This is a genomic window from Streptomyces sp. NPDC038135 (assembly GCF_055601245.1).
In genome coordinates this window covers 297,382-315,511 of the sequence record NZ_JBVJXS010000002.1, presented here as the reverse complement: position 1 = coordinate 315,511, position 18,130 = coordinate 297,382, and the positions used below count along the sequence as shown (strand labels likewise).

At 74.6% G+C, this 18,130-nt stretch carries 14 protein-coding genes; 7 read left to right on the top strand and 7 right to left on the bottom strand.

The window, feature by feature from the left end; translation table 11 throughout:
* Positions 1-3 precede the first annotated feature (3 nt).
* From ACZ7JA_RS05735 to ACZ7JA_RS05710, 6 genes are all read left to right on the top strand, one after another.
* Positions 4-1,317 carry an O-antigen ligase family protein gene (locus ACZ7JA_RS05735; RefSeq protein WP_470807335.1) on the top strand — a complete coding sequence of 438 codons (1,314 nt, stop codon included), beginning with the start codon at positions 4-6 and terminating at the stop codon, positions 1,315-1,317.
* 689 nt (positions 1,318-2,006) lie between these two features.
* Positions 2,007-3,800 carry a murein biosynthesis integral membrane protein MurJ gene (murJ, locus tag ACZ7JA_RS05730; protein ID WP_470807709.1) on the top strand — a complete coding sequence of 598 codons (1,794 nt, stop codon included), beginning with the start codon at positions 2,007-2,009 and terminating at the stop codon, positions 3,798-3,800.
* Positions 3,784-4,545, top strand: a complete 762-nt coding sequence (locus tag ACZ7JA_RS05725) for a polysaccharide deacetylase family protein (RefSeq protein WP_389299268.1) — start codon at positions 3,784-3,786, stop codon at positions 4,543-4,545. Before murJ ends, ACZ7JA_RS05725 begins: the two co-directional genes overlap by 17 nt.
* Positions 4,542-5,699, top strand: coding sequence for a glycosyltransferase (locus ACZ7JA_RS05720; protein ID WP_470807333.1), 1,158 nt, complete (start codon positions 4,542-4,544; stop codon positions 5,697-5,699). The genes ACZ7JA_RS05725 and ACZ7JA_RS05720 overlap by 4 nt, the downstream gene beginning before the upstream one ends.
* Positions 5,696-6,361, top strand: coding sequence for a YveK family protein (locus ACZ7JA_RS05715; protein WP_389446616.1), 666 nt, complete (start codon positions 5,696-5,698; stop codon positions 6,359-6,361). The genes ACZ7JA_RS05720 and ACZ7JA_RS05715 overlap by 4 nt, the downstream gene beginning before the upstream one ends.
* Positions 6,358-7,485 carry a GNAT family N-acetyltransferase gene (locus ACZ7JA_RS05710; protein ID WP_470807332.1) on the top strand — a complete coding sequence of 376 codons (1,128 nt, stop codon included), beginning with the start codon at positions 6,358-6,360 and terminating at the stop codon, positions 7,483-7,485. The genes ACZ7JA_RS05715 and ACZ7JA_RS05710 overlap by 4 nt, the downstream gene beginning before the upstream one ends.
* A 24-nt stretch (positions 7,486-7,509) precedes the next feature.
* Here ACZ7JA_RS05710 and ACZ7JA_RS05705 read toward each other — a convergent pair whose 3' ends face one another.
* The 6 genes from ACZ7JA_RS05705 to ACZ7JA_RS05680 all read right to left on the bottom strand — a co-directional run bounded on the left by ACZ7JA_RS05705 (position 7,510) and on the right by ACZ7JA_RS05680 (position 16,150).
* Entirely contained in the window at positions 7,510-8,757 is a 1,248-nt protein-coding gene (locus tag ACZ7JA_RS05705) for a glycoside hydrolase family 26 protein (RefSeq protein WP_470807330.1), read from the bottom strand.
* A gap of 173 nt (positions 8,758-8,930) precedes the next feature.
* Entirely contained in the window at positions 8,931-9,953 is a 1,023-nt protein-coding gene (locus tag ACZ7JA_RS05700; protein WP_470807328.1) for a chaplin, read from the bottom strand.
* Between the two features lie 109 nt (positions 9,954-10,062).
* Positions 10,063-10,290 carry a chaplin gene (locus ACZ7JA_RS05695; protein WP_351659011.1) on the bottom strand — a complete coding sequence of 76 codons (228 nt, stop codon included), beginning with the start codon at positions 10,288-10,290 and terminating at the stop codon, positions 10,063-10,065.
* A 284-nt stretch (positions 10,291-10,574) separates the two neighbouring features.
* A complete protein-coding gene (locus ACZ7JA_RS05690) occupies positions 10,575-12,527 on the bottom strand; it encodes an AMP-dependent synthetase/ligase (protein ID WP_470807326.1) in 1,953 nt (650 codons plus the stop codon).
* A gap of 105 nt (positions 12,528-12,632) precedes the next feature.
* Positions 12,633-13,505 (bottom strand): ABC transporter permease, encoded by an 873-nt coding sequence (locus ACZ7JA_RS05685; RefSeq protein WP_351659005.1) that lies wholly within the window; start codon positions 13,503-13,505, stop codon positions 12,633-12,635.
* Entirely contained in the window at positions 13,502-16,150 is a 2,649-nt protein-coding gene (locus ACZ7JA_RS05680; protein ID WP_470807324.1) for an alpha/beta fold hydrolase, read from the bottom strand. Before ACZ7JA_RS05680 ends, ACZ7JA_RS05685 begins: the two co-directional genes overlap by 4 nt.
* 115 nt (positions 16,151-16,265) lie before the next feature.
* Here ACZ7JA_RS05680 and ACZ7JA_RS05675 point away from each other — a divergent pair, with 115 nt between their 5' ends.
* Positions 16,266-16,691: a GNAT family N-acetyltransferase gene (locus ACZ7JA_RS05675; protein WP_470807322.1), complete on the top strand. Its 426-nt coding sequence runs from the start codon at positions 16,266-16,268 to the stop codon at positions 16,689-16,691.
* 4 nt (positions 16,692-16,695) lie between these two features.
* Here the strand turns inward: ACZ7JA_RS05675 and ACZ7JA_RS05670 are convergent, their stop codons facing one another.
* Complete coding sequence (locus ACZ7JA_RS05670) at positions 16,696-18,102, bottom strand: APC family permease (protein ID WP_470807320.1); 1,407 nt, start codon at positions 18,100-18,102, stop codon at positions 16,696-16,698.
* Positions 18,103-18,130: the final 28 nt, after the last annotated feature.

Sequence of the window (18,130 nt, the reverse complement as noted above, 5' to 3'; positions counted from 1 at the left end):
CCGATGAGCCTCGCCCTGCCGCTCCACCGCCCGTTCAGGCCCTCGCCGGTGCTGTCCGTGGTGGCCGTGGTCGCGCTGCTGGCGCTGCCGGGCCAGCCCGGCGGCGAGGGCGGCGCCGGCCCGGCGGACGCCATGTCCGCCGTGGTCGTCGCGCACTGCGCCGTACGGCTCCTGCGGGAGCGCCGGCGCCCGCTGTCCCGCACCGCCGCCGTGGTGCTGGGGCTGCCGGTCGCCGGCCTCGCGTTCGCCGCGATGGGCGCGGTGTCGCCGAGCGCCGGGCTCACCGGCCTCGGCCGCTACCTGCAGATCTTCGTCCTCGTGCCCGCCGCCGTGCTCCTGCTGGTCCGCGACCGGCGCGACTTCCGGCTGCTGGCCTGGTCGCTGGTGGCGCTCGCGCTGTGGCAAGGGGCCCTCGGAGTGCAGCAGTACGTCACCGGCACGGGGGCGTCGTACGAGGGCGAGGACGTCCGCGCGGTGGGCACCTTCGGCGCGTCGGACGTGATGGGCATGGCGACGGTGGTGTCCTTCGGGCTGGTCTGCGCGGTGGGCCTGGCGCTCGGCCGCGCCACGGGACGCGAGCGGTGGACCGCCGCCGCCTGCGCCCTGGCCCTGCTGCCGCCGCTCGCCCTGTCCTTCAGCCGGGGCGCCTGGATCGCCACCGTCGCGACCGTCACGGTCCAGCTCGTGCTGGCCGGGCCGCGCCGGGCGCTGCGGGTGGGGGCGGCCGCGGTGGCCGCGGGCGTCGTCCTGGTGGGCGGGTTCGGGGTGGGCACGGCGATGCTGCAGGAGCGGTTCGACAGCATCACCCAGGTCGCCGACGCGCCCGACCAGTCCGTCACCGACCGGTACACCATGTGGGCGGCGGCCACCGACATGTGGCGGGAACACCCGCTGACCGGCGTCGGCCTCAAGGGCTTCCCCGAGTACCGCGACGGCCACGCCTCGCTGGCGCTGTCCTCGGGCAGCGACACCGCGGGCGCGGGGGCGGCCTTCCGCCGCCAGCCGTTGCTGTCCCCGCACAACATGTACCTGCTGGTACTCGGCGAGCAGGGCCTCCTCGGGCTGCTGGGCCTGGCCGGCGGCTGGCTGGCCCTGCTGGTGTGCGCGCTGCGGAACCGCTGGCGGACCCGGCGCTCACGCGAGGGCCGGGAGTGCGCGCTGGTCGCCTGCGGGCTGCTGGTCTGGCAACTCGTCGACTTCGCCTACGCCGACATCGGCGGCCCCTCGACCGTGCTGACCGCGGTGTGCCTCGGCCTTGCGGCCTGGTGGGCGCTGTCCGGCACCACCACGGACCCGGGAGAGGCGGCCGTACGGTGACGGCGATCCCCTCCCGCGACCCACGGGACCCCCGAACGCCGGCCGGACCGGCGGCGAGCCCCGAACCCGGCGGGCGCGCGGCGGCGGCCGAACGCGCCGACGCGGAGCCGGCGGGCGGAGTGTCCCTGCCGGCCGCTCGGACGGCCGGAGAAGCCGACGCGACACCCGACACGACCGCCGGCACCCAGGGTGCGGAGGACACGCCGGGTGCGGGGACCACTTCCGGTGCGGGGGTCACGTCCGGTGCGGGCGCGAGGCTTGGCGCGGACGCCGCGCCTGGTGCGGAGGGCACGCCCGGTGCGCAGGTCACGCCCCGTGCGGGCGCGAGGCTTGGCGCGGACGCCACGCCCACTGCGGACGCCACGCCCGGTGCGCAGGTCACGCCCCGTGCGGGCGCGAGGCTTGGCGCGGACGCCACGCCCACTGCGGGGATCACGCCCAGTGCAGGCGCGAGAGTCACACCCAGTGCGGAAGTCACGCCCGGTGCGGGCGCAAGGCGTGGCGCGGACTTCACACCCACTGCGGGGGTCACGCCCAGTGCAGGCGCGAGGCCCGGCGCGGAAGTCACGCCCAGTGCGGAGATCACGCCCGGTGCGGGCGCGAGGCGTGGCGCGGACGTCACGCCCACTGCGGACGCCACGCCCAGTGCAGGCGCGAGGCCCGGCGCGGAAGTCACGCCCAGTGCGGAGATCACGCCCGGTCCGGTCGCGAGGCCCGGCACGGACGTCACGCCAACTGCGGGGGGCACCCCTAGTGCGGAGGTCACGCCCAGTGCAGGCACGAGGCCCGGCGCGGACGTCACGCCCCTTGCGGAAGTCACGCCCGCCGAGGACGCGAGACCCGGTGGGGGCGCGGCCACGCCCCGGGCGGAAGCAGCCGCCGGTACGGGGGGCACGCCCCGCACCGGCGAGGACGCCCCGCCCATCCCCCGGTTCCTCGCGCGTGCCGCCCTGGTCACCGCCTCGCTCTCGATCGCCGGTTCTCTCCTCGGGCTGGTGCGGGACCAGTCGCTGGCGCGGTTGTTCGGGGCCGGGCGGGACACCGACGCCTTCCTGGTCGCCTGGACCGTGCCGGAGTTCGCGGCCACGCTGCTCATCGAGGAGGGGCTGGCGTTCGCGCTGATCCCGGCGTTCAGCGCCGCCCTGGCCCGGCGCGCGCAGGGCGCCCCCGGCGATCCCGTGCGGTCGCTGGTGGCCGGCAGCCTGCCCCGGCTGTCGCTGGCCTTCGCGGCGGTGGGCGCGCTGCTCGCCGCCGCCGCGCCGCAACTGGTGGGGGTGCTCGCGCCCGGGCTGCCCGACCCCGCGCTCGCCGTCGACTGCACCCGGCTCACCGCGACCTGCGTGCTGAGCTTCGGGCTCGCCGGGTACTGCAGCGCGGCGCTGCGGGCCCACGGCCGCTACCTGGCCCCGGCGGCGATCTACGTCGTGTACAACGCCGGCATCATCACCGCGATGTACGCGCTCGGCGGGCACTGGGGGGTGCGTTCGGCGGCGTTCGGGGTCGCGGCCGGCGGCTTCCTGATGGTGGCGGTGCAACTGCCGGACCTGGTCCGCCGGTTGCGCGACCGCCAGGTGACACGGGCCGTCTCAGGGGACGCCGCCGCCGTCCGGCCCGTGGACGTCACGCTGATGGCCACCGTGCTGCTGTTCGGGCTCTGCCGGCAGTCGCAGGTGCTCATCGAGCGGTTCCTCGCCTCGCAGCTGCCCGCCGGGGCCATCTCGCACCTGAACTACGCCCAGAAGGTCGCGCAGATCCCGATGATGCTGTCGATGATGCTGTGCACGGTCACCTTCCCGGTGGTGGCCCGGGCCCTCGCGGACGGCGACACCGAGCGGGCCCGTACGAGGGTGGAGCGCGATCTCGCGGTGGCCGCGGGCCTGGTGCTGCTCGGCGCCGCGGCCGTCCTCGCCTGCGCCCCGCAGCTCATCGGGTTCCTCTTCCAGGGCGGCGCGTTCACCGCCGCCGACACCGCGGCGACCGCGGACGTCATGCGGGTGTACGCGCTCGGCCTGCTCGGCCAGACCCTGACCGGCGTGCTGGTCCGTTCCTACTTCTCGGCGGGCCGCGCCACCTGGTACCCGCTCGCCGCCATGGCCGCCGGCATCGTCGTGACCTCCTGGATCGGCGCGGCCGCCATCGGCGCCTGGGGCGTCACCGGCATCGCCGCCGCCAACGCCGCCGGGATCACCGTCACCGCCCTCCTGCTGCTGTCCGGGCTGGCCTCGCGCGCCGTGCCCGTGCGGGCCCGGGGCGTGCTGCGCGAGCTGAGCCGGCCGCTGGGGGCCGCCGCGGTGGCCGCCCCGGCCGGGGCGTTCGCCGCGAGCCTGCCCACCGCCCCGCTCGTCGGCCTGCTGGCCGGCGGCACCGCCGTGACCGTCGTGTTCGTCCTGCTCGGGCACGCCCTGGGCGCCCAGGGCTGCACCTTCGCCATCCGATTCGTCCGCACCCTCGCCGGAAGGCTCGCCCATGCCGTCCTCCGTTGAGTCGCCCCGGCGCACCGCCGCCGCGGGCCCTGGCCGTGTCCCGTGGATCGCCATGTACCACTCGGTCGGCGACCGCACCGACGACCCGTACCGGATCACCGTCACACCCGACCGGCTGGAGCGGCAGCTCCGCTGGCTCCGCGACCGGGGCCTGCGGGGGGTGTCGGTGCGCGAACTGCTCGCCGCCCGCGCCCGCGGCGAGGGGCGCGGCCTCGTCGGGCTCACCTTCGACGACGGCTACGCCGACTTCCTCACCGGCGCGGTCGACGTGCTGACCCGCTGGGACTGCACGGCCACCCTGTTCGCGCTGCCCGGCCGGCTCGGCGGCGACAACGCCTGGGACCCGATGGGCCCGCGCAAGCCGCTGCTGACCGCCGACGGGGTCCGGCGCGCGGCCCGGGCCGGCGTGGAGATCGGCTCGCACGGCCTGACCCACGTCGACCTGACCCGGGCCGACGACCTCACGCTCAAGGCCGAGACGGTCGAGAGCCGGGTCCTGCTCGAAGGGCTGACCGGTGCTCCGGTCACCGGCTTCTGCTATCCGTACGGCGCGGTCGACGCCCGCGCGGCCGAGGCCGTGCGGGAGGCCGGGTACGAGTACGCCTGCGCCATCGACCCCGGCGCGCTGACCGGCCCGTACGCCCTGCCCCGGGTGTACGTCGGGCAGCACGACACCGGTGTGCGCCTGTCGCTGAAGTACCGGCTGCACCGGCTGCGCCGCCGCCCGGTGGAGGGGCCGCGGTGAGGGCGCTGCACGTCATCACCGGGCTCGGGGTGGGCGGCGCCGAGCAGCAGTTGCGGCTGCTGCTGCGGCACCTGCCCGCGCGGTGCGACGTGGTGACGCTGACCAACCCCGGGCCGGTGGCCGACGGGCTGGCCGCCGACGGGGTGCGGGTGACGCACCTCGGCATGAGCGGCAACCGGGACGTGGCGGCGCTGCCCCGACTGGCCCGCGTCATCCGGCGCGGCCGCTACGATCTGGTGCACACCCACCTCTACCGGGCCTGCCTGTACGGCCGGATCGCCGCCCGGATCGCCGGGGTGCGCGCGGTCGTCGCCACCGAGCACTCCCTCGGCGACTCGCAGATGGAGGGCCGGCCGCTCACGGCGGGGGTGCGCGCGCTGTACCTGGCCGGCGAGCGGCTGGGCCGGACCACCGTCGCGGTCTCCCCCACGGTCGCCGACCGGCTCACCCGGTGGGGCGTGCCCCGGCCGCGCATCGCGGTGGTGCCCAACGGGGTCGACCTCGACGGCTTCCGCTTCGACCCGGAGCGGCGGCAGCTCACCCGCGCCCGGCTCGGGCTGCCGGACGACGCGTTCGTCGTCGGCGGCATCGGCCGGCTGGCCCCCGGCAAGCGCTTCGACGTCCTGATCCGGGCCCTCGCCCTGCTCCCGGACGACTGCAGGCTGCTGCTGGTCGGCGGCGGCCCGGAGGAGGCCGCCCTGCGCCGGGCCGCCGAGCGGGCCGGCGTCGCCGGCCGGGTGCTGTTCACCGGTGAGCGGCCCTACGCCCCGGACGGCTCGCCCGGTCCCGAACTGCCCGCGCTGACCTCGGCGATGGACGTGCTCGCCGCGCCGTCCCCGGAGGAGGCCTTCGGGCTGGCCGTCGTCGAGGCGCTGGCGGCCGGGCTGCCGGTGCGCTACGCCTCCTGCCCGGCCGTCGAGGACCTGCCCCCCGAGGCCGCCCCGGACGCGCTGCGCGTCACGGGCGGCGCCGACGCCTACGCCCGCGCGCTCGCCGGGGTGCGCGCCGCCGGGCCCGGCCCCCGCACCGCCCCCGAAGCGCCCCGCCACTACTGCATCACCCGCAGCGCCGCCCGGCTGATGGACGTCTACACGGCGGCGCTCGCCGGCACGTTCCCCAGGTCCCGATTCCCCGAGGAAGTCAGCTCGCCATGACCGAGAATCCCACCCGGCACTCCCGCCCGGCCCGCTTCAGGCGCCTGCGCGCGCTTCCGCCCTGGTCGCTGGTGGCGGCCGGCGTCCTCACGGGCGGGCTGCTGGGCGGCGCGTACGGCGTGCTGAAGCCGCCGGTGTACACGGCCACCAGCTACGTCATCGCCGTACCCACCGAGAGTTCCGACTCCGCCGCCGCGGTCGGCTTCGCCCAGGCCTACGGCCGGGTCGCCACCGACCTCGCGGTGCTCGGCGACGCGCAGGTGTGGGCCGGGGTGCCGGTGAACACCCTGCGCGCGAGTGTGCGCACGGCCACCTCGCCGGACGCCCCGATGGTGTCCGTCTCCGCCACCTCGGGCCGCCCGGCCAAGGCCGCCGACATGGCCAACGCGGTGGCCCGCTCCCTCGCCCAGCACGCCAACGCCACCAAGGCCGACACCCATGTCGAGCTGGTGCAGTTCTCCCGGGCCCCGCGGCCGACCGCGCCCACCTCGGCCTCGCCCGTGGTCACGGGCCTGGTCGGGACCAGCGCGGGCGGGCTGCTCGGCGCCCTGGTGCTGCTGGTGCGGCCGCGGCGCAGGCCCGAGGACGAGGCCGGGGCCGAGCTCCGCCCGGCGTCGGTGCCCGGTCCGGCCGTCGCCTCCGACGCCCACGGCCAGCTGTGACGGCCCTCTGCCCGGCGGTCCGGGCCCACACCACCGACCTCGTCACCGACGCGGCCGCCTTCGCCGCGCTGGCCCCGGCCTGGGGGCGGCTGTACGAGCGGTGCGCCGCCGCGACCCCGTTCCAGCACCACGCCTGGCTGCACTCGTGGTGGCGGTCGTACGGCGCACCGGGCCGGCTCCGGGTGCTGGTGGTGCGCCGCGGTGACGAACTGGTCGGGGCGGCGCCGCTGATGCTGGTGCACCGTCCGCTGCCCGCGCTGGTGCCGCTGGGCGGGGCGATCTCCGACTACGGGGACGTGCTGCTGGACGACGCCGACGACGGGCGCGCGGCGGACGCCCTCGCCGACGCCCTGTGGGACGCGGCCCGTACCGCCCTGGTCGACTTCCGCGAGGTACGGCCCGGTGGCGCGGTGGAGCGGGTCTACGACCGCTGGCGCGGGCCGCGCCGCACGGTCCGCGACTCGCTGTGCCTGGAACTGCCCGCCGTTCCGCTGGCCGAGCTGGCCGCCCGGCTGCCCACGAAGCGGGCCCAGCGGGTCCGCGCGCAACAGCGCCGGCACGCGTCGCTGGGCGTGGAGCGGCACGTGGCCGGGCCCGACGAGGCGGCCGCCGCGCTGCGCCGGATGCTGGAGCTGCACCGGCTGCAGTGGCAGGAGCGCAAGGTGACGGCGGAGCACATGCTGCCCCGGTTCCGTGAGCACCTGGTGCGCGCGGTGCCGGAGCTGGTCCGCTCCGGGAACGCGGTCGTCACCGAGTTCCGGATCGGCGACGACGTGGTCGCCGTCGACCTGACGCTGTGCTCCCGCAGCCTGGCCGGCGGGTACCTGTACGGAGCGCACCCGCGGCTGCGGGAGAGCAAGGCGGATGTGGCCGTGATGCTGCTGGACGCCTGCAGCGAGCAGGCCGCGAGCACCGGCGGCGCGGACGGGGGCGGCACGCTGAGTCTGCTGCGCGGGAACGAGCCGTACAAGATGCACTGGCGGCCCGAACCGGTCGCCAACCAGCGGCTGCTGATGGCCAGGCGGCGGACCGCGCCGCTGCTGTCGGCCACGCTGTTCGGCGCGGCCGCCCGGCAGCGGGGCGGCAGGGTGCTGCGCCGGTGGCGGGAGCAGCCGTCGGGCTGACTCCGGGGTCCGCCGGCCGCCGCGTCACCGGTCGAGGTCGAGGCAGAACTTCCGGCCGAGCCAGTACTGCAGCCAGTCCGCCGGGTCCGGGGCCGGGCAGTCGTCGGCCGGCGCGGGCGCGGTGGACTTCGTGGGCCTCGGGGCCGGCGTGGACACCGTCGGCGCCGGCGCGGCCGGCTGCTCGCCGCGGCCGTACAGGAAGGACCGGTAGACCTGCGACGAGCGGGGGTTCTGCGCGCACTGCCACACGCCGTGCGGGCAGTAGTCCGTGAGGGTGTTGTACACCGGCCTGTGTTCCTCGATCCAGGCCAGCATGCCCCGCATGTAGTCGGTGTCGTCGCCGTTGCGGAAGAGCCCCCACTCCGGGTAGGAGACGGGCTTGTTGTGGGCCTTGGCGAAGTCGACGTGCTGCCGCAGTCCGTAGGGCTCCTTCACCTGTTCGGCGAACGAGAGCCCGGCCGGCTGGTCGTAGGCGTCCATGCCGATGATGTCGACGGTGTCGTCCCCGGGGTAGCACTCGGTCCAGGGGACGGCGTCCCGGCCGCGGCTCGGGGTGAAGTCGAAGCGGAACCGCTGGCCCGGCACCGACCGCATGGTCCTGACGATGCGCTTCCAGTACGTCTTCCAGGCCGCCGGGTCCGGTCCGCAGCGGTGGGTGTAGGTGATGCCGTTCATCTCCCAGCCGAGGACCACCACGGTGTCGGGCACCCTCTGCTCCACCAGCCGCTCGGCCAGCGTGCGGAAGTGCTGGTCGAACTCTCCGGCCGCCCCCTGCCGGAGCAGCTGGCGCACCTGGTCGTCGGAGACGTTCTCCTCGTTGTGCTCCTGCATCGGCACGTTGAGCACGAGCGTGCGGTCCGGCTTCGCCAGCCGCCACGCCGCCCACGCGTCCAGGAAGCCGGGCGGGCCCTCGATGTCTCTCCAGGTGCCGCCGGGGAGGTAGGTGTGGCCGACCTTCACCTCGGTGCCGCCCAGCCAGTGGCGCAGCCCCGCCATACGGGTCACCCCGAGCGGCCCCGAGTCGAGGAAGGCGCCGAACGGAGCGAGCCCGGCGGTCCCCTTCGTGGCCTGGGGCGAGGCGGAGGCCGGGGGCTTCGCGGGCGCGGAGGCCGCGGGTGGAGAGGTCGTGGACGGGGAGGCCGTGGGCGCCGGTGGCGCCGGTGCGGGGGTCGCCGGGTGCTGGACCGGCCCCGCGGCCAGGACCGCCGCGACGGTGGTCCCGGCCGCGATGAGCGTCAGCCGGTACCGGGCCCTTCGCCGCTGTGGAGCCATGCCGGGATCCTCCCTCTCCCGCACGCCCGCCTGCTCGCCCGGCGGTTCCTGTTACTGACACCCAGTCATACGAACACCGGCTCCGCCAACGCGGTTACGGCTTACAGGTGGCCGCGCCCCCCGTACGGCCGAACAGGCGGGGTGCCGGGCCCGGGGCGCCGGCACCCGGCACCTCAGCGGCGGGACGCGGTGCGGCGGCCCCGGCGGTAGAGCACGGTTCCGGCCACGATCAGCGCGGCGCTCGCCGCCGAGGTCGCGATCATGGCCTGGGCGTTGCCGCCGGTGTGCGGCATGTGGGGTCTGCCCCCGTGATGGTGGTGGTGATGGTGCCCGCCGCCGTAGGACGGGGAGTCGTCATCGCCGTAGGAGGGCTTCTGCGAGTGGTCCTCGTCGCCGTACGAAGGCTTCTGCGAGTGGTCCTCGTCGCCGTAGGAGGGCTTCGGCGTGGGCTCGTCGTCCCCGTACGAAGGCTTGGGGCTGGGCTCGTCGTCCCCGTAGGAGGGCTTCTGCGAGTGGTCCTCGTCCCCGTAGGACGGCTTGGGCGTGGGCTCGTCGTCGCCGTAGGAGGGCTTCTGCGAGTGGTCCTCGTCCCCGTAGGAGGGCGGAGCCGAGTGCTCCTCCTTTCCGTACGAGGGCGCGGTCGAGTGCTCCTCGTCGCCGTACGAGGGCTCATGGCCGGGCTTCTCCTCGCCGTACGAGGACTCGGAGGAGTGCTCCTCGTCGCCGTACGAGGGCGCCTGGGTGGGCTCCTCCTTCCCGTACGAGGACCCGGTCGGGTGCTCCTCCTCCTTCGAGGGGCCCTCGGCCTTGTCCTCCTCACCGTACGAGGACTGAGGCGAATCGTTTCCCTTGCTCTGCGAGGAGGCCGGGGTCACGTCGTCGCTGTAGTCGGGCTCGTCCTGCGGGTCCGCGTTCGCGGCGCCCTGGCCCTTGTCGCCGTCCGAGCCGGACTCGTGGCCGCCGGCGCAGGAGCCGCCGGAAGCGGGGTTCAGCGCGGCGGTGCCGTTCGCCGAGTCACCGCAGGCGTCCGCCGGGGCGTCCGCCGGGGTCTGGACGGTGTTGCCTGACACCATCCCGGACGATTGCCGTGCGGCGCCGTGCGCGTCCGAGTCGGCGAGTGCCAGGCCGCCGTACAAGGACAGCATGCCCGTCGCGGCGGCCGCCACGAGAATGCCCTTGCTGAGGGTCTGTCGCAATGTCGTCGTCTTCCTGCTCGTAGAAATGGGAAGGCCGGCCCCGGAACGAGAAAGAGGTCCGGGGCCGGCCACGACACAGCCGGTGGGCTGGAGCGTCGGGTTACCGCTCTCAGTCGTTCTCGCACTTGTTGCCGAGCGCCGGGTTCAGCGCCCCGATGACGTTCACGGTGTTGCCGCAGACGTTGACCGGAACGTGCACCGGCACCTGCACGACGTTGCCCGAGATGACGCCGGGCGAGTTGGCGGCGGCGCCCTCCGCGCCGGAGTCCGCGAAGGCGGGAACCGCCCCGCCCAGAGCCAGGATCGCACCGGTGAGGACAGCAGCGCTCTTCTTCATGAAACATTCCCTTCTCTGCGGTCATGCCCTTTTGACGACCGAGACCCAGCGAGCGGCTTCAGCCGAGCGAGCGCATCTTCAACGGCTCGCACCATGACCGGCAGTTGTAAAACGAGGAATAGACAGCGGAAGAAACTACGGAACGCATACCACCCGTCAATTCACTCGAACGCCCCCACAGAATTGACAGCTCGGCCGACACCGACGGGGTGGCTCACGGCTGAGCGCACACGAAACGGCGGCGGCCACCGGTGACCCCGGTCGCCCGCCGCCGTTTCGTGTGCTCACCCGCGGTACAGCGCCTCGATGCGTTCGGCGTAGGCGGCGGTCACCGCGTGCCGCTTCACCTTGAGCGACGGGGTCAGCATCCCGTTCTCCTCGGTGAACTCCCCCTCGATCAGGACGAAGGCGCGGATCGACTCGGCGCGCGAGACGGCCTCGTTGGCGTGGTCCACCGCCTTCTGCACCTCGCGGCGCAGCCTTTCGTCGTGGACGAGTTCGGCGAGCGGGGTGTCCGGCGGGAGCTTGCGCACCGTCAGCCAGTGCGCGACCGCCTCCGGGTCGAGGGTGATCAGCGCGGCGACGAACGGCCGGTTGTCCCCGACGACCAGGCACTGGCCGACCGGTGAGCGGCTGCGCAGCCGGTCCTCCAGGATCGACGGGGAGACGTTCTTGCCGCCGGAGGTGACCAGGATGTCCTTCTTGCGGCCGGTGATGGTGAGGTAGCCGTCCGCGTCGAGGCGGCCGAGGTCGCCGGTGGCGAACCACCCCCCGGACAGGACGGCGTCCGTGGCCGCCGGGTCGTTCCAGTACGCGCCGAAGACCACGCCGCCGCTGATCAGCACCTCGCCGTCGTCGGCGATGCGCACAGCCACGCCCGGGACGGGCAGGCCGACCGTGCCGGGGCGAGGGGAGAGCGGGGGCACGATGGTGGCGGCCGCGGTGGTCTCGGTGAGGCCGTAGCCCTCGTAGACGACGATCCCGGCCGCGTTGAAGAAGAGGTTGAGGTCGCGGTCCAGCGGGGAGCCGCCGCTGATGGCGTAGCGCATGCGGCCGCCCAGTTCCTTGCGGATGCGCCGGTAGACCAGCAGGTCGTACAGGGCCCAGGCGGCGTACAGGCCGGGGCCGGGGCCCTTGCCGGTGCCGAGGAACTTCCGCAGGTACGCCTCGGCGAAGCGCACGGCGATCCGTTCGGCGCGGTCGAAGGAGGCGCCGCGGCCGATCTTCTCGGCGGTGGCGCGCCCGGTGTCGTGGATCTTCTCGAAGAGGTACGGCACCCCGACCAGAAAGGTGGGCCGGAACTCCCTGAGCGCGGGCCTGAGTTCGTCGGGCCTGACGCTCGGGAAGTGGCCGGTCTCGATGCGGGCCATCAGGCAGGCGAGTTGCAGGGTGCGGCCGAGGATGTGGGCGAGCGGCAGGAAGAGCAGGGTGGAGGCGGTCTGTCCGGTGACCGCCTGGAAGACCGGGTGCAGCAGCTCGACGGTGTTGGCGGCCTCGGCGTGCAGGTTGGCGTGGGTGAGGACGCAGCCCTTGGGGCGGCCGGTGGTGCCGGAGGTGTAGCAGAGGGTGGCGACGGTGTCGGGGGTGAGGGCGGCGCGCCGCTTGGCGACCTCGTCGTCGCCGATGTCACGGCCGAGGGCGGTGAGGTCGTCGAGGGTGTCGCCCGGCGCGGCGGACGTCCCGGCGTCCCCCGGCGGGGTCAGTTGCCACACGCGCGGCCGGCGGGCGTGGCTCGCGGTGCCGGCGAGGACGGTGGCGGTGTTCTCGGCGGTCTCGGTGACCACGTACCGGGCGCCGGAGTCCCGCACGATCCACTCCACCTGCGCGGCGGAGGACGTCGGGTAGACGGGCACGGACTGGCCGCCGGCCGCCCAGACCGCGAAGTCCAGCACCGTCCACTCGTAGCGGGTGCGGGACATCACCGCGACCCGGCCGCCCGGTTCCAGGCCGGCGGCGATCAGGCCCTTGGCGACGGCGGTGACCTCGGCGGCGAAGGCGGCCGCGGTCACCGGACGCCAGGCCCCCTCGGCGCGGCGGCGCAGCAGCACCGCGTCGGGCGTCGTGGCCGCGTGGCCGAACGGGAGGTCGGCCATGGAGCCGGTGGCGAGCGGGGCCGCGAGGGGCGCGGCCCGCACCTCGCGCACGTCGCCCCCGGGATCTCTGACGATCTCCACCGACCCGCGTGCCGCCAGGTCGGCGCGCCGCCGTGCTCGCTTCAGATCCCTGCGTACGCCCATGACGGCTCCCGGTCGCGGCTGTGGCGAAGGTTCTTACTGCCGGGTCAACTTACTCATAAGTAAGGGAACGTCAATGGGGCCCGCCGCCGCGCGTCCGGGCCGCGGTCACGAGACGATGTCCTTGCGCGCGAACCCCCGGAAGGCCAGGGCGAACAGCACCACGGCGTACGTCACGGAGACCGCGGCGCCCTGGACCATGCCGGACCACTCGGGGTCCTGCTGCACGGCGTCGGCCCAGGCGAACTGCCAGTGCGCGGGCAGGAAGTCGCGCCAGTGGCCGAGGGCGGTCACGGCGTCCAGGACGTTGCCGACGATCGTCAGGCCCACCGCGCCGCCGACCGCGCCGAGCGGGGCGTCCGTCCTGGTGGAGAGCCAGAACGCCAGTCCCGCGGTGACCAGTTGGGACACGAAGACGTAGCCCACGACCACCACGAGCCGCTGCGCGGCCGTGCCCGGGTCCAGCGCGCCGCCGGTGGGGATCTGCAACGGGCCCCAGCCGTAGGCGGCCGTGCCGACCGCGAGGGCCACGACCGGCAGCAGCACCATCGCGGCGAGGCTCAGCCCGAGACCCACGGCGAGCTTGGACAGCAGCAGCCTGGTTCTGGGCACGGGCGCGGCGAGCAGATAGCGCAGCGAGGACCAGCCGGCCTCGGAGGCGACCGTGTCCCCGCAGAACAGCGCGACCGGGATCACCAGCAGGAAGCCGGCCGAGACGAACAGGTTGACCGCGGCGAAGTTGGCGCCGGACGCGGTGGCCGTGTCCATCAGGGTGACCCGGCCGTCGCGGCCCGAGGGCTCGCCGCCGATCGCGAACGCGACGAGCAGCACGAACGGCAGGACCGCGAGGACGCCGCCCATGATCAGCGTGCGGCGCCGCTTGAGCTGGCGGACCAGCTCCACGCGCAGCGGCAGGGTGCGGCCCGCGCGGTAACCGGGGGCGGCCTCGACGGGCTCCACGGGCTCGGTGAGCGTGCTCACGGGGCACCTCCGATCAGGGTGAGGAAGGCGTCTTCCAGGCGCCGGTGGGGACCGACCGAGGCGACGGGCACCTCCAGGCGCACCAGCTCCACGACCAGCGCCTCGGCGGTGCCGCCCGGTTCGAGCCGGACCAGCAGCCCGTCGTCGGTGCGGACGGCGGAGGCGACGCCGGGCAGGGCGGTGACCTTCTCCACCACGGGTTCCTCCACCGGCGTGCCGGTGCCGACCAGCAGCGTGTCGCCGGAGCCGACTATCTCCCGCACCGGTCCCGCCTGGACGAGCCGGCCGCGGTCCATCACCACCAGGTGGGTGCAGGACTGCTCGACCTCGGCGAGGAGGTGGCTGGAGACGATCACGGTGCGGCCGGCCGCCGCGTAGCGGATCATCACCTCGCGCATCTCGCGGATCTGGGGCGGGTCGAGGCCGTTGGTGGGTTCGTCCAGGATGAGCAGGTCGGGCAGGCCGAGCATGGCCTGGGCGATCGCCAGGCGCTGGCGCATGCCCTGGGAGTAGGTGCGCACGGCACGGGCGAGCGCGTCGCCCAGGCCCGCGATCTCCAGTGCCTGGTCGAGACGGGCGTCCTCGGGCGGCCGGCCGGTGGCCCGCCAGTAGAGCTCCAGATTCTCCCGGCCGGACAGGTGGGGCAGGAAACCCGCGCCCTCCACGAAGGCGCCGACCCTCGACAGCACCGGCGCGCCGGGCCGTACGGCGTGGCCGAAGACGCGGATCTCCCCGCCGTCGGGTCCGATGAGGCCCATCAGCATGCGCAGAGTGGTGGTCTTGCCCGCGCCGTTGGGTCCGAGCAGGCCGAGGACCTGGCCCTTCTCCACGCGGAACGACAGCTCGCGCACCGCGTAACGGTCGGCTGACCTGGCGTACCGCTTGCTCAGGTCCGTTATCTGCAGCGGGACGTCGGCGAGCGCCGGATCGGGCGCGGGGGCGGCCGTGGGGCGGCGGCCGGTGACCAGCAGGGCGAGCGCGCCCACGGCACCGGCCAGGGGCAGCCACCACACCCAGGAGGGCAGCGGGGCCGCCGCGGTGGTGACGGCGGGCGCGGTCGGCACGCTCAGGTCCGACCTGAGGGCGACGGTGTACGTGGCGGGGGCGGCCGGTGAGGCGTAGCCGAGGTCGGTGGAGGCGAGGACCAGGCGGAGCCGGTGGCCCTTGCGCACCTCGTGGTCGATCGCCGGGAGGGTGACCGTGACGTCCTTGCCGGTCCTGGCGCCGGTGACCCGCAGGGGTGCGACGAGCTGGGACGGCAGCACCTGCCGGGTGCCGTCGGGGCCGACGTCGTACACCTTGCCGAACAGGACGGCGTCGTCGGTGGTGGAGGTGACGTGGACGGTGGCGGTCGGGGACCCGGTGATCCGCAGGTCCCGGGTGAGCGGGGCCGAGTCGAACCGGGCGTACTGGCCGGGGAAGTCGAGGGAGACCCCGACGCCGAGCGCGGAGAGCTGGGAGAGGCCGCCGGAGCCGCCGAGGCCGGGCAGCGCGGAGACGCCGGGCGGGCTGGCGCCGGCCGGGTTGGCCACGTGCTGCTCGCGGCCGGTCAGGGCGATGGCGCGCGGGTGGTCGCGCAGGCCCGGGTAGGCGCCGGCGCTCGCGCCGCGGAGCCGGGCGGCGCCGTCGGTGGAGTCGACTCCGCCGGTGCGGGTGACGCGGAAGGCGGGGCCGGTGCCGGTGGCGTGGTCGCCCTTCAGGTAGTGGTCGAACCAGGCGGTCACCCGCCCCTGCACCCGGCTGTCCTCCATGTCGCCGCCGTCGTGTCCGCCCGCGATCCAGTCGACGTCCACGGGGGCGCCGTTCGCGCGGATCGCCTTCTCGGCGGCGTCGGACTGGGCGAGGGTGAACAGGGAGTCGGTCTGGCCCTGCACCAGCAGGGTGGGCACCTTGACACGGTCGGCGACCGCGACCGGCGAGCGCTCCCGGAGCAGTTCGCGGGCGGCGTCGTCCGGGGTGCCGGACTCGGCGACCCGGTCGTACATCCGGCACAGGGCGGGCTCGAACCTGGCGCAGCCGCCGCCGGTGTTGAAGAAGACGCCGGCCCAGAGCTTCTTGAAGACGCCGTTCGGGAAGAGGGCGTCGGCGAGGTTCCAGTAGGTGACGGCCGGGGCGATGGCGTCGACGCGGCGGTCGTGTCCGGCGGCGAGCAGGGAGATCGCGCCGCCGTAGGAGCCGCCGGTCACGCCCACGCGCGGGTCGCCCCTGCCGTCGAGGCGGACCTGGGGCTGCTCGGCGAGCCAGTCGATGAGCCGGGAGACGTCGGCGACCTCGTGCCGCGGGTCGTTCAGGCCGATCCTGCCGGTGGAGCGGCCGAAGCCGCGGGCCGACCAGGTCAGCACGGTGTATCCGGCGCGGGTGAGGTTCTCGGCCTGCTGCCGCACGTCGTTCTTGCTGCCGCCGAAGCCGTGGGCGAGCAGGACGGCGGGGCGGCGGCCGGCGGCGCCGGTGAAGTACGAGGTGTCCAGCCGGGTGCCGTCGGCCATGGTCATGACCCGGTCGGTCCGGCGCACCACCGGCGGGTCGTCGGACGCGACGGCCGACCACGTACCGGCGCCGGCGAGCACCACGACCGCGGCCGCGGCGGCCAGCAGCCGGCGCGGCCCCTTCAGCAGTCCCCGCGGTACGGGCACTCGAAGATCCATGCATCAACGGTACGGGCCGCCGCCGACACCGCATGCGGCCCAGGGGCCGAACCTCCGCCCTCCTTGCGGCGTACGGGACCGTTCCTCGCGTACTCCAGGCGTGGTACCAAGGCACATGCGCCCTCCGGACATCCGCCGTGCCACGACCGTCGCGCAGCTCGTCGCGGCCGGGCACCTGTTCGACCAGCCGGTCCGCCCCGAGTGGGCCGAACGGTTCCTGACCACCGCCGGGCACCATCTGTTCCTCGCGCACGCGGAGGAGGGCGGCAGCCCGGTCGGGTTCGTCAGCGGCGTGGAGACCCTGCACCCCGACAAGGGCGCCGAGATGTTCCTGTACGAGCTGGAGGTCGCCGCGCCCTACCGCCGCCGGGGGATCGGCCGGGCGCTGGTGCTGCGGCTGGCCGCGCTCGCGCGGGAGCGGGGCTGTCACGGGATGTGGGTCGGCGTGGACCGCGGAAACGACGTCGCCCTCGCCGCCTATCGCAGTGCGGGCGGCGAGGACGACGGGTCGTGCTCGGTGGTGACGTGGGACTTCGGCTGAGCCGTCAGTCCTGCTCGTCCTCGGGGATCGACACCAGCCAGCGGGTGTCGCGGCGCGGGCGGAGGTAGAAGGCCCAGTAGAGGGTGGCGACCGCGGTGATGCCGCCGGTCCACAGCAGGTAGCTCGCCTCCTGCTGGGTGAGGATGTAGGCGAGGACCACGATCAGCAGGACGGGCATCGCGGGCCACAGCGGCATCCGCCAGGCGGGGGTGTGCTTGTGGGTGCCGCGGCGGCACAGCAGGGCGGCGACCGCGACGAGGATGTACATGCCGGTCACGGAGACGCCGGTGACGCCGTACAGGGTGTCCAGGTTGACGAAGCAGAGCAGCGCGCCGGGGACGCCGACCGCCAGGGTGGCGACCCAGGGCGAGCCGAAGCGGCCGAGCCGGGAGAAGAGGTTGTTGACCGGCTCGGGCCAGGCCTTGTCGCGGGCGGAGGCGAACAGGACCCGGGAGTTCTGGATGACCATGACGATGCCCGCGTTGATGATCGCGAGGGCGACGCAGAGGCTCACGAACGTGCCGACCGCGGAGTTGGACCAGGCGGTGACCATGGAGCTGATGTCGCCGCTGGTGAGCTCCTTGACGTCGGAGGCGCCCATGGTGATCGCGGCGACCGGCACGATGATGACCACCGAGGAGATGGCGAGGGTGGCCAGCACCGTGCGGGCGACGTTGCGGCGCGGGTGCTCCAGCTCCTCGGAGAGGTAGACGGCGGTCGAGAACCCCTGGGTGGCGAAGAGGGCGATGGCGAGCCCGGATATGACCAGCATGGCCGTCACCGGGTCGGTGTGGCCGCTCGGGCCGGCCACCTGCATGGAGACCAGGCTGCCGACGCCGCGGTGGCTGTGCGAGAAGCCGAGCAGGGCGACCACGCCGGCCGCGATGACCTCGAGGACCAGGAAGATGCCGGTGATCCAGGCGTTGGCCCGCAGGTCGAGCAGTCCGGCGAGGGTGGCGAGCAGCATCACGCCGGCGCCGGTCATGGCCGGGTCCAGGTGCACGATCGGGGCCAGGTAGTCGGCCGTGCCCATCGCGATCACGGGCGGGACGATCATCACCACGAGCAGGGACAGCACGAAGACCAGCCAGCCCGCGAGCCGCCCGGCCATCGTCGACACCATGGCGTACTCGCCGCCCGCGCTGGGGATGAGGGTGCCCAGCTCGGAGTAGCAGAACGCCACGGCGATACACAGCAGGGAGCCGATGGCGATCGTCAGGGCGGTGGCGGTGCCGAGGGAGCCGAACAGGTCCGGGACGACCACGAAGAGCGTGGAGGCGGGCGTGACGCACGAGAGCGTCAGCAGGGTGCCGCCGACGACGCCGATGGAACGCTTGAGCTTCTGGGGGCCGTCGGAGATGCCGGGGGCGTCTGCGACGGCTGTGTCGACAGGGCGGAGCGTGTCGGTCATGCGGCGTGGTTCCGATCGACTCGTGCGA